Annotated in this window: 10 protein-coding genes; 7 read left to right on the forward strand and 3 right to left on the reverse strand. The window is 68.7% G+C overall.

Annotated features, from left to right (window positions below; genetic code table 11):
• Positions 1–130 precede the first annotated feature (130 nt).
• Entirely contained in the window at positions 131–1,882 is a 1,752-nt protein-coding gene (locus EX20_RS12580) for an IlvD/Edd family dehydratase (protein WP_011881174.1), read from the reverse strand.
• A 114-nt stretch (positions 1,883–1,996) separates the two neighbouring features.
• On the opposite strand from EX20_RS12580, the gene EX20_RS12585 reads away from it, so the two are divergent.
• Positions 1,997–2,947: a LysR family transcriptional regulator gene (locus tag EX20_RS12585; RefSeq protein ID WP_014724281.1), complete on the forward strand. Its 951-nt coding sequence runs from the start codon at positions 1,997–1,999 to the stop codon at positions 2,945–2,947.
• A gap of 92 nt (positions 2,948–3,039) precedes the next feature.
• Here the strand turns inward: EX20_RS12585 and EX20_RS12590 are convergent, their stop codons facing one another.
• On the reverse strand, positions 3,040–3,516 hold the full coding sequence (locus tag EX20_RS12590) for an OsmC family protein (protein WP_034193745.1): 477 nt from the start codon (positions 3,514–3,516) through the stop codon (positions 3,040–3,042).
• 374 nt (positions 3,517–3,890) lie between these two features.
• The gene (locus EX20_RS12595; RefSeq protein ID WP_034193746.1) at positions 3,891–4,925 is read right to left on the reverse strand and encodes a LacI family DNA-binding transcriptional regulator; all 1,035 of its coding nucleotides are present in this window, start codon (positions 4,923–4,925) and stop codon (positions 3,891–3,893) included.
• A 190-nt stretch (positions 4,926–5,115) separates the two neighbouring features.
• On the opposite strand from EX20_RS12595, the gene EX20_RS12600 reads away from it, so the two are divergent.
• From EX20_RS12600 to EX20_RS32505, 6 genes are read left to right on the forward strand one after another with little or no spacing between them, the layout of a single operon-like run.
• On the forward strand, positions 5,116–6,264 hold the full coding sequence (locus tag EX20_RS12600) for an ABC transporter ATP-binding protein (RefSeq protein ID WP_034193747.1): 1,149 nt from the start codon (positions 5,116–5,118) through the stop codon (positions 6,262–6,264).
• 9 nt (positions 6,265–6,273) lie between these two features.
• Positions 6,274–8,253: a beta-galactosidase gene (locus EX20_RS12605; RefSeq protein WP_034193748.1), complete on the forward strand. Its 1,980-nt coding sequence runs from the start codon at positions 6,274–6,276 to the stop codon at positions 8,251–8,253.
• A 58-nt stretch (positions 8,254–8,311) separates the two neighbouring features.
• Positions 8,312–9,571: an ABC transporter substrate-binding protein gene (locus EX20_RS12610; RefSeq protein WP_014724276.1), complete on the forward strand. Its 1,260-nt coding sequence runs from the start codon at positions 8,312–8,314 to the stop codon at positions 9,569–9,571.
• 58 nt (positions 9,572–9,629) lie between these two features.
• Positions 9,630–10,559 carry a carbohydrate ABC transporter permease gene (locus EX20_RS12615; RefSeq protein WP_034193749.1) on the forward strand — a complete coding sequence of 310 codons (930 nt, stop codon included), beginning with the start codon at positions 9,630–9,632 and terminating at the stop codon, positions 10,557–10,559.
• 20 nt (positions 10,560–10,579) lie between these two features.
• A complete protein-coding gene (locus EX20_RS12620; RefSeq protein ID WP_011881166.1) occupies positions 10,580–11,431 on the forward strand; it encodes a carbohydrate ABC transporter permease in 852 nt (283 codons plus the stop codon).
• 24 nt (positions 11,432–11,455) lie between these two features.
• Positions 11,456–11,659: a hypothetical protein gene (locus tag EX20_RS32505; protein WP_034193750.1), complete on the forward strand. Its 204-nt coding sequence runs from the start codon at positions 11,456–11,458 to the stop codon at positions 11,657–11,659.
• Positions 11,660–11,674: the final 15 nt, after the last annotated feature.

Raw genomic sequence — 11,674 nt, forward strand, 5'->3', positions numbered from 1 at the left:
CGCTTCAGCGCTTACGTGGGCCCCATGCTTCGCGGTCGGTCCGCATTGGCGCTTTTGCTCGCACCGGGCGCATATCCCGATCTCCACCCGAACGCACCGCGCTCCTCATCCCTACGCCGCCACCCGCCGTTCAATGCGAATGGCTCGGCACGTCCGCGCCGCGCGTGCCGACCAGGAAGTCGAGGTCGCAGCCCTCGTCGGCCTGCAGCACGTGATCGATGTAAAGCCGCGCATACCCGCCCTTGCCGAGCTGCGCGGATACACCGGGCGCCGCCGTCGGATCGACGTCGGACAGCCGCCGCTGCAGTTCGTCATCCGTAATGTCCAGATGCAGCGTGCCGGCCTCGCAGTCGAGTTCGATCCAGTCGCCGTTGCGCACCGCCGCCAGCGGGCCGCCGGCCGCCGCTTCCGGCGCGACGTGCAGCACGACCGTGCCGTACGCGGTGCCGCTCATCCGCGCGTCCGAGATCCGCACCATGTCCTTCACGCCCTGACGCAGCAGCTTCGGCGGCAGCCCCATGTTGCCGACCTCGGCCATCCCCGGATACCCGCGCGGCCCGCAGTTCTTCAGCACCATCACCGAGCTGGCGTCCACGTCGAGCGATTCGTCGTTGATCGTCGCCTTGTAGTGCTCGAGGTTCTCGAACACCACCGCGCGACCGCGATGCTTGAGCAGCTCGGGGCTCGCCGCCGACGGCTTCAGCACCGCGCCGCGCGGCGCGAGATTGCCGCGCAGGATGCAGATGCCGCCGTCCGCGATCAGCGGCCGGTCGAGCGGACGGATCACCTCGTCGTCGTAGTTCGGCGCTTCGCGCACGTTGTCCCACAGCGACTTGCCGTTGACCGTCAGCGCGTCCGGATGCGGCAGCAGGCCGCCTTCGCCGAGCCGGCGCAGCACGGCCGGCAGGCCGCCCGCGTAATAGAACTCCTCCATCAGGAAGCGCCCGGACGGCATCAGGTCGACGATCGTCGGCGTGTCACGGCCGATGCGCATCCAGTCCTCGAGCTCCAGCGGCACGCCGATGCGGCCCGCGATCGCCTTCAGGTGGATCACCGCATTGGTCGAGCCGCCGATCGCCGCGTTGGCGCGGATCGCGTTCTCGAACGCGGCGCGCGTCAGCACCTTCGACAGCACGAGCCCTTCGAGCGCCATCTCGACGATGCGGATGCCCGACATGTGCGCGAGCACGTAGCGGCGCGAATCGACGGCCGGAATCGCCGCGTTGTGCGGCAGCGCGACGCCGAGCGCCTCGGCCATGCACGCCATCGTCGACGCGGTGCCCATCGTGTTGCAGGTGCCGGCCGAGCGCGACATCCCGGCCTCGGCCGACAGGAAGTGATGGAGGTCGATCTCGCCGGCCTTCAACGCTTCGTGCAGCTGCCACACGGCCGTGCCCGAGCCGATGTTCTTGCCCTCGAGCTTGCCGTTCAGCATCGGGCCGCCCGACACGACGATCGCCGGCACGTCGCAGCTCGCCGCGCCCATCAGCAGCGCCGGCGTGGTCTTGTCGCAGCCGGCGAGCAGCACGACCGCGTCGATCGGGTTGCCGCGGATGGCCTCTTCGACGTCCATCGATGCAAGATTGCGCGTGAGCATCGCGGACGGCCGCAGGTTCGATTCGCCGTTCGAGAACACCGGGAACTCGACCGGAAAGCCGCCCGCTTCGAAGACGCCGCGCTTCACGTGCTCGGCCAGCTTGCGGAAATGGGCGTTGCAGGGCGTCAGTTCAGACCATGTATTGCAGATGCCGATGATCGGCCGGCCGTCGAACTCGTGATCGGGGATGCCCTGGTTCTTCATCCAGCTTCGATACATGAAGCCGTTCTTGTCATTGGTGCCGAACCATTCGGTGGAGCGCAGCCTGGGTTTTGTTGCCGACATCGTCAGTCCTGTGGTGACGGGATACCGGCGCAGTCTAGGCAGAATTTTGATAACTCGCTAATGACGTTTTAGGCGATTACGATATCGATTCCGATATCGATATAAACCCGTACGATGACCGAAGCCAGCCCGTGGGGAAACCGCAATCGCCTGAAGACGCGCCAGTTGCTGCTGGTCGTCGCGCTCGCCGACGAAGGCAGCATTCACCGCGCGGCGGCCGCGCTGAGCATGACGCAGCCGGCCGCGTCGAAGCTGCTGCGCGAGCTCGAGGAGTCGATCGGCGCGGTGCTGTTCGAGCGGCTGCCGCGCGGGATGCGGCCGACGCTGTACGGCGACGCGCTGATCCGCCACGCGCGCGCCGCGCTCGGCAGCCTCGATCAGGCGCGCGAGGAGCTGGCCGCGCTGAAGGCCGGGCATCTCGGGCATGTCGCGGTGGGCGCGATCACGTCGCCGGGCCTGCGGCTGGTGCCGCCGGCCGTCGCGGCCGTGAAGGGCACGCACGCGAACGTGCGCGTGTCGGTCGCGATCGACACCAGCAATGCACTGCTCGAGCACCTCGCGCAGGATAAGCTGGACATCGTGCTGGGCCGGCTGTCGGCCGAGCACGACAAGCTGCATCTGCGGTACGAGCCGCTGACCGGCGAGCCCGTCGCCGCGGTCGTGCGGCCGGGCCATCCGCTGCTCGCGCAGGCGCCGCTGTCGCTCGCCGACGTGCAGCGCGCCGCGTGGGTCATGCCGCCGGCCGGCAGCGTGCTGCGCCATCGCTTCGAACTGGTGTTCCAGCGCGCGAGCCTCGCGCCGCCCGTGAACGTGGTCGAGACGGCCGCACTGCTGTTCATCACGCAGCTGATCGAGCAGAGCGACATGATCGCGGTGCTCGCCGAGGATGTCGCCACGTACTACGCGCGCCACGGGATCGTGTCGGTGCTGCCGCTGCAGATGGATTGCCGGATGGACGATTTCGGGATCATCACGCGCACCGACCGGCTGCCTTCGCCGGCCGTCGAGGTGATGGCCGATGCGCTTCGGGCAGCGGCGCGCGACGTGTATGGTGTCGCGCTCTGAGGTGGGGGAGCGGGTTGGCGGGGATGGCGGGCAGGTCGGCGGGCACGGGTGGCAGGCTTGCCGTGTCGCGCGCCGCCGTTACGCGTTACGCGTTACGCGGCCGCGGACTCGATCACCGGTTCGCAGCGGATCGGAAAGTCGACCGAGTTCGCGATATAGCACTTCGCATGCGCATCGTGATGCAGACGCGCCGCCAGCTCGCGATCGTCGCCCGCGCGGATCGTCACATGCGGATGCAGCACGATTTCGCTGAAACAACCGTGATCGGGGCCGTCGAGCATCGTTCCGTGCGCGTCGTCGAGATACGCGAGCACGCGGACGCCGGCCTCCGCGCAGAGATGCAGATACCAGAGCTTGTGGCACGCCGACGCCGACGCCACCAGCAGATCCTCGGGGTTCCAGCGCTGCGCGTCGCCGCGGAACGCAGGATCGGACGAGCCCGGAATGTCGGGCTTCGAACCCGCGCGAATCACGTGATCGCGGCCGTATTCGCGATACCCGGACGTGCCGCTGCCGCGGTTGCCGGTCCACTCCACAGCCACGCGGTACTTGTGTTCGCCATGCGCCATTTCGATCTCCTCGGTGACGGAACGTGAGGCCGCCATTGTGACACCGGAAGGCGGGTGATTCGGCGGGCGGGTGCGCGGGCGGTCACGATGGCGGGTTTAGGCTTCGTGAGCAGCCAGAGCGCGGGCATACCGCGGCCCTCGTGCGTCGTGCGTCGTGCGTCGTACGTCGGGCGTCGGGCTTCGGCTTCGGCTTCGGCTCAGCTCCGGCTCAGCTCCGGCTCGGCTCGGCTCGGCTCGGCTCGGCTCGGCTCGGCTCGGCTCGGCTCGGCTCGGCTCGGCTCGGCTCGGCTCGGCTCGGCTCGGCTTGGCTTGGCTTGGCTTGGCTCGGCTTCGTCCATCGGCTTCGGCTTCAGCCATCGACCTCCCCCATCCCCCTACTCATCCACCCGCCTCCCCGGCACCGCACCGGTCGTCCCGCGCACGACCAACCGCGGCGCCGACGCGATCCGCACGCGCGACCCGTCGTCGATCCGGCCGCCCGCCTCGCGCAACGTATTGAGCAACTCGACCGCGAGCGCCGCCGCCTCGGCGGTCGGAATCGCGACCGTCGTCAGCGTCGGCCGCGTGTCGCGCGCCAGGTGGATGTCGGTGATGCCGACGATCGACAGGTCGTCGGGCACGCGCCTGCCGCGATCGGCCGCCGCGTGCAGCGCGCCGATCGCGGGCAGATCGTTGGTCGCGACCAGCGCGGTCAACTCGGGATGCGCATCGAGCAGCCGGCCGGCCGCGCGCACGCCGCCTTCGATCGAATCGGGCTCGGCCGCGACGATCGACGCGTCGAGCCCCGCTTCGCGCATCACGTCGACGAAACCGTCGTAGCGCGCCGCCTGCACGCCGCTCGCCGAGCCGCCGACGATCACGCCGATCGCCCGATGCCCGAGCTCGACCAGATGCCGCGTCGCGATCCGCCCCGCCTCGCGGAAATCCACCGCCACGCACGGCAACCCGTCGGGCGGCGCATCGGGCCGCTCCCACAGACACAGCACGACCGGCACGCCGCGGCGCGCGACGTCGGCGAGGTCGGGCAGATGCAGGTTCGCGTTCGTCACCAGAATGCCCTCCGAAATCGTGCCGGCGATCTGGTCGAGATACGCGCGCCCCTGCAACGGATCTTCATTCGTGTTGCAGACGATCAGGAACTGCCCGTTGCGCCGCACCGCGCGCTCGACCGCCAGCGCGAACTCCGGATAGAACGGGTTCGCGATGCTCGACACCATCAGCGCGACCGTCGGAGCGCGCCCTTCGGCCAGCGCGCGCGCCGCCAGATGCGGCCGGTAGCCGAGCGCCTGCACGGCCTCGAGCACCCGCGCGCGCGTCGCTTCGCCGACCCGCCCGCGATCGCGCAGCACGTTCGACACCGTCGCGGCCGTCACGCCGGCGCGACGCGCCACTTCGTCGAGTGTCGCCATGATTTGCCCACTATATGAGAGGTGAATCCAGTATTTGCTTCGCTACCCGAAGCAGCGCACTATCGCCGCACACCCTGCCGCTCGACCGACGAGCGCGACTCGGCCGCGATCGCAATCGCCTATTTTTTTGATCGCGATGATTAAGCGCTTAAGCATCGATCGAAGCGCATTAAAACATGGAGCGGAGACAATGGCGAGCATCTCGATGCGTCGCGTGCAGAAGGCTTATGGCGAGCACGCGCCGGTCATACGCGACGTCGATCTGGACATCGGCGCGCACGAGTTCTGCGTGTTCCTGGGCCCGTCGGGCTGCGGCAAGTCGACGTTGCTGCGGATGATCGCGGGCCTCGAGGATCTGAGCGACGGCGAGCTGTCGATCGACGGCCGCCGCGTCGACGACGTGCCGGCCGCCGAGCGCGGCGTCGCGATGGTGTTCCAGAGCTACGCGCTGTTTCCGCACATGACCGTCTACGAGAACATGGCGTTCGGCCTGAAGCTCGCGCGCGTGCCGAAGGCCGAGATCGACCGCAAGGTGCGCGACGCCGCGCGGATCCTGCAGCTCGACACGCTGCTGGAGCGCAAGCCGAAGGCGCTGTCCGGCGGACAGCGGCAGCGCGTCGCGATCGGCCGCGCGATCGTGCGCGAGCCCGGGGTGTTCCTGTTCGACGAACCGCTGTCGAACCTCGACGCGGCATTGCGCGGCCAGACGCGCATCGAGATCGCGAAGCTGCATCGCCAGTTCGAGCGCGCGAGCGTCGTCTACGTGACGCACGACCAGACCGAGGCGATGACGCTCGCCGACAAGATCGTGCTGCTGCACACGGGCGCCGACACCGCGCGGCACGGCAGCATCGCGCAGGTCGGCGCGCCGCTCGACCTCTATCACCATCCGGCCAGCCGCTTCGTCGCCGGCTTCATCGGCTCGCCGCGGATGAACTTCCTGCCGGCCGTCGTCGTCGCCTGCGACGCCCGGCGCACGACCGTCACGCTCGTGGCGTCCGGCGAATCGTTCACGCTGCCGCGCGACGGCTCCGCGCTCGCGCCGGGCGCAGCCGTCACGCTCGGCATCCGCCCCGAACATCTGACGCTCGGCGCCGCGCCCGACGCGACGACGCTCGCGCGCGACGTCGCGCTGGTCGAGCGTCTCGGCGAGCAGACCTATGTGCATCTCGATCAGCCCGGCGGCGCGCCGCTGATCGCGAAAGTGCCCGGCGACGCGGCCGTGCACGCCGGCGAGCGCGTGCACGTGCACGCAGCGGCGGCCGCGTGTCATCTGTTCAACGAAGACGGCCGCGCGGTGCCCGCGTGCGCCGACCTTCCCGTCCACCATTACGCATAAGGATCGGGCATGCGCCTCGGAGTCTGTTACTACCCGGAACACTGGCCGGAATCGATGTGGGCCGACGACGCCCGCCGCATGAAGGCGCTCGGCATCGCGCAGGTGCGGATCGGCGAATTCGCATGGAGCCGCATCGAGCCGTCGCCGGGCGAATATGCGTGGGGCTGGCTCGACCGCGCGATCGACGTGCTCGGCGCGGCCGGCCTCGAGATCGTGATGTGCACGCCGACGGCGACGCCGCCGAAATGGCTCGTCGATCGTCATCCCGACATCCTCGCTATCGGCGCCGACGGCCTGCCGCGCAAGTTCGGCTCGCGCCGCCATTACGACTTCTCGTCGCCGACCTATCTGGAAGCGTCGCGCCGGATCTGCACCGCGGTGGCCGAACGCTACGGCCGCCATCCGGCCGTGCGCTACTGGCAGACCGACAACGAGCTCGGCTGCCACCAGACCGTCGTCAGCTATTCGCCGGCCGCGCTCCTGCGTTTTCGCGCCTGGCTGAAGGCGCGCTACGGCACGATCGACGCGCTGAACCGCGCGTGGGGCACCGTGTTCTGGAGCATGGAGTACCGGCATTTCGACGAGGTCGATGCGCCGGTGGGCACCGTGACCGAAGCGCATCCGTCGCATCGCCTCGACTACCGCCGCTTCGCGTCCGACGAGCTGGCGCGCTATCACCGGATGCAGGTCGACGTGATCCGCGCGCATTCGCCGGGCCGCCCCGTCGCGCACAACTTCATGCAGCTGTTCACCGAGTTCGACCACTATGCGGTCGCGCGCGACCTCGACGTCGCGACCTGGGACAGCTATCCGCTCGGCGCGCTGGAGGAGCTGTGGTTCGCGCCCGACGTGAAGGCGCGCTGGCTGCGCACCGGCCACCCGGACTTCGCATCGTTCAATCACGACCTCTATCGCGGCATGTCGAAGCAGCCGTTCTGGGTGATGGAGCAGCAGCCGGGCCCGGTGAACTGGGCGCACTGGAACCCGGCGCCGCTGCCGGGGATGGTGCGTCTCTGGAGCTGGGAAGCGTTCGCGCACGGCGCCGGCTGCGTGTCGTATTTCCGCTGGCGGCAGGCGCCGTTCGCGCAGGAGCAGATGCACGCGGGCCTGCACACGCCCGACGATCGGCTCGACGAAGGCGGCCGCGAAGCGCAGTGGGTCGCGGGCGAAATCGCCGCCGTGCTCGACGCCGATGCCGACGGCGCGGTGCGCGCCCCCGTCGCGCTCGTGTTCGACTACGAAGCCAAGTGGCTGCTCGAAGTCCAGCCGCAGGGCGCCGATTTCCACTACCCGCGCTTCGCGTTCGAGTATTACTCGGCGCTGCGCGCGCTCGGCCTCGACGTCGACATCGTCTCGGCGCACGCGCCGCTCGACGGCTACCGGCTCGTCGTCGTGCCGCCGCTGCCCGTCGTGCCGGACGACTTCGCGGCGCGGCTCGCCGCCTCGGGCGCGCATGCCGTGTTCGGCCCGCGCACCGGATCGAAGACCGTCGACCTGCAGATTCCGCCGGCGCTGCCGCCCGGCCCGCTCGCGTCGCTCCTGCCGTTGCGCGTGTGGCGCGTCGAATCGCTGCGCCCGAACGTGACCGAGCGCATCGACGGCGCGCTGCGCGACGGCTCGCCGCTGAGCGGCGACGCGCGCCACTGGCGCGACCTCGTCGAGCTGCACGACGAGGCGCGCAGCGTCGTGCACGCGCGCTTCGCCGACGGCCATCCCGCGTGGGTGTCGCACGGCGCGTTTCACTATTGGGCCGCGCTGTTCGACGATGCGACCACGTTGCGCGGGTTCGCCGACGTCGCGGCCGAAGCGGGCCTCACGCCGACGCCGCTTGGCGACGACGTGCGCGTGAGCCGGCGCGGCGGCCTGACCTACGTGTTCAACTACGGCAGCACACCGCACACGATCGATGCGGTGGCGCCGTCCGCGTTCGTGGTCGGCGCCGCGCAGGTCGAGCCGCAAGGCGTCGCCGTGTATCGAAGCCGTCCGTAGCATCGCCCCCGGCGCACGCGCCGGTCACGCACAACGACATACAGGAATGGAGACAGACATGACACATCGCCCCCTTCGCGTCGCCGCCCGGCTGGCGAGCGCCGCCGCCATCGCGTTCGCCTCGCTCGGCGCCGCGGCGCCCGCCGACGCCGGCACGCTGACGATCAACATCGCGTTCAAGGGCGCGAGCCAGCGCGCGGTCTGGCAGTCGACCATCGACGCGTTCCACAAGGCGCATCCGGACATCGACGTGAAGCCCACCTACGTCGACGAGGAAGCGTACAAGGTGCAGCTTCCCGCATGGCTCACCACCGTCGCGCCCGACGTCGTCAATTGGCACGCAGGCGAACGGATGGCGTACTACGCGCGGCGCGGGCTGTTCGAGGACCTGAGCGGCGACTGGAAGAAGAACGGCTGGGATGCGATGTACGCGTCGACGCGCAGCGCATCGTCATACAACGGCAAGCAGTACGCGGCGCCGACCGTCTACTACTCGTGGGGCCTCTTTTATCGCAAGGACCTGTTCGGCAAGGTCGGCATCGCCGACGAGCCGAAGACCTGGGACCAGTTTCTCGATGCGTGCAAGAAGCTGAAGGCGGCCGGCATCACGCCGATCGCGGTGGGCGGCCGCGACGCATGGACGCTCGCCGGCTGGTTCGACTATCTGGACCTGCGCCTGAACGGCAACGCGTTCCACCAGCAGCTGATGGCCGGCGACGTGCCGTACACCGACGCGCGCGTGAAGAAGGTCTACACGACGTGGAAGTCGCTGATCGACGCGGGCTACTTCATCGACAACGCGCTGTCCTACGATCTCGACGGCGCGCAGCCGTTCCTGTTCCAGGGCAAGGCCGCGATGATGCTGATGGGCACCTTCATCGCGGCGGGCTTTCCGCCGAACGTGAAGCAGGAGATGGGCTATTACCGCTTCCCCATCATCGACCCGAAGGTGCCGACCGCCGAGGACGGCCCGGTCGAATCGCTGCACATCCCGACCAAGGCGAAGAACAAGGCCGATGCGCATACGTTCCTCGCGTTCGTCGAGACGCCGGAGATGGGCGCGAAGCTCGCGGAAGGGCTCGGCTCGCTGTCGGCGAACAGCAAGTCGCCGGAGCCGGCCGATCCGATCTCGCGGATCGGCTTCCGGATCCTCGCCGACACCAAGGGCGGCGTCGCACAGTTCTACGATCGCGACATGACGAAGGAAATGGCCGACGAAGGGATGAAGGCGATGCAGCAGTTCGTCTCGAACCCCGCGCAGCTCGACAGCGTGCTCGCGCAGCTCGAGCAGACCCGCAAGCGGATCTACAAGAAGTAACCGTGCGACCCGTGCGGCGGCCCCGCGCCGCCGCATCCGTTGTTTCAGGAGGCTTGCCGTGTCCAGTCCGATCACGTCCCGATCCGTTCGAACGCCTGCCGGCGCGGCCGCCGCGCTGCCCGCGCGCCGCCCGTCGCCTGCCGCGCGGCGGCAGCGGCGCGCCGCCTGGCTGTTTCTCGCGCCGGCCTGCGCGATGGTGGCCGTCTATGTGATCTGGCCGATCCTGTCGACGCTGTGGTTGAGCCTGTGCAACTGGGACGGGATGACCGAGCGCACCTTCGTCGGCCTCGCGAACTACGCCGAGCTGCTGCACGCGCCGACGTTCTACACCGCGCTGCGCAACAACGTGATCTGGCTCGCGATGTTCATGCTCGCGCCGCCGCTCGGCCTCGCGCTGGCGCTGTACCTGAATCAGGCCGTGGCCGGCATCCGGCTCGTGAAGTCGCTGTTCTTCGCGCCGTTCGTGCTGTCGGGCGTGGTCGTCGGGCTGATCTTCTCGTGGTTCTACGATCCGACCTTCGGGCTGCTCGCGCTGATCGCCGGGCACGGCATTCCGGTGCTCGGCGATGCGCGCTACGCGACGTTCGGCATCGTGCTCGCCGCACTGTGGCCGCAGACCGCGTACTGCATGATCCTGTACCTCACCGGCCTCACGTCGGTGAACCCCGAGCAGATCGAAGCGGCGCGCATGGAAGGCGCGCGTGGCTTCGCGCTGCTGTGGCACGTCGTGCTGCCGCAGTTGCGGCCGACCACGTTCATGGCGATCGTCGTCACGGTGATCGGCGCGCTGCGCAGCTTCGACCTGATCTCGGTGATGACGGGCGGCGGCCCGTTCGAGAGTTCGACCGTGCTCGCGTATTACATGTACGACCAGGCGATCAAGTACTACCGGCTCGGCTATTCCGCGTCGATCGCGGTCGTGCTGTTCGCGATCATGCTCGTCTACATCGTGTTCCAGTTGCGCCGCATGCTGCGCAACGAGCAGTGACTTTCGGGAGTTCACTCATCATGTTTCCGACACCCGTTGCCCAGTGGAAGCCGGTATCGCGCCGGCTGTACAAGCTGTCGCTGCCCGTCGCGCTCGTGATCTGGCTGCTGCCGATGATCGCCGTGTTCGTCACGTCGGTGCGCTCGACCGAGGAGCTGGTCGAAGGCCACTACTGGGGCTGGCCGCGGCATTTCTCGATGATCGAGAACTATCGCGATGCGCTGACCACGTCGCCGATGCTGCATTACTTCTGGAACAGCGTGCAGATCACGGTGCCGTCGGTGCTCGGTTCGATCGCGCTCGCGGCGATGGCCGGCTTCGCGCTCGCGACGTATCGGTTTCGCGGCAATACCGCATTGTTCGGCACGTTCGTCGCGGGAAATTTCGTGCCGGTGCAGGTGCTGATGATTCCGGTGCGCGATCTGTCGCTGCGGCTCGGGGTGTTCAATACGGTCGAGGCGCTGATCCTGTTTCACGTCGCGTTTCAGACAGGGTTCTGCACGCTGTTTCTGCGCAATTTCATCAAGCAGCTGCCGTTCGAGCTGATCGAGGCGGCGCGCATCGAAGGCGCGGGCGAGTGGACGGTGTTCTGGCGGATCGTTCTGCCGTTGATCCGGCCGGCGTTGGCCGCGCTCGCGATTCTGGTGTTCACGTTCGTGTGGAACGACTACTTCTGGGCGCTGTGCCTCACGCAAGGCGACGAGGCCGCGCCGATCACGGCGGGCGTCGCGGCGCTGAAGGGGCAATGGACGACGTCGTGGAACCTCGTGTCGGCCGGGTCGATCCTCGCGGCGTTGCCGTCGGTCGCGATGTTCTTCGCGATGCAGAAGCACTTCGTCGCGGGGCTGACGTTCGGGGCGACGAAGGGGTGAGGGTGGCGCGGTGCGCGGTGCGCGGTGGCGGTGGCGGTGGCGGTGGCGGTGGCGGTGGCGGTGGCGGTGGCGGTGGCGGTGGCGGTGGCGGTGGCGGTGGCGGTCGCAGATCAGGAGTTCGTCCTCTTCATCGAGAGGTTGCCCGCTTCGGCGGGCTTTTTTCTGGGTGCGTGGAACCGTTCACGAAGGACATCGCCGAATGCTTCGAAACGCCGGCAATCGACGTGATCGCACGCGTCGATC

It is taken from the genome of Burkholderia sp. WP42, assembly GCF_000745665.1.
Classification (GTDB): Bacteria; Pseudomonadota; Gammaproteobacteria; order Burkholderiales; family Burkholderiaceae; genus Burkholderia; species Burkholderia vietnamiensis.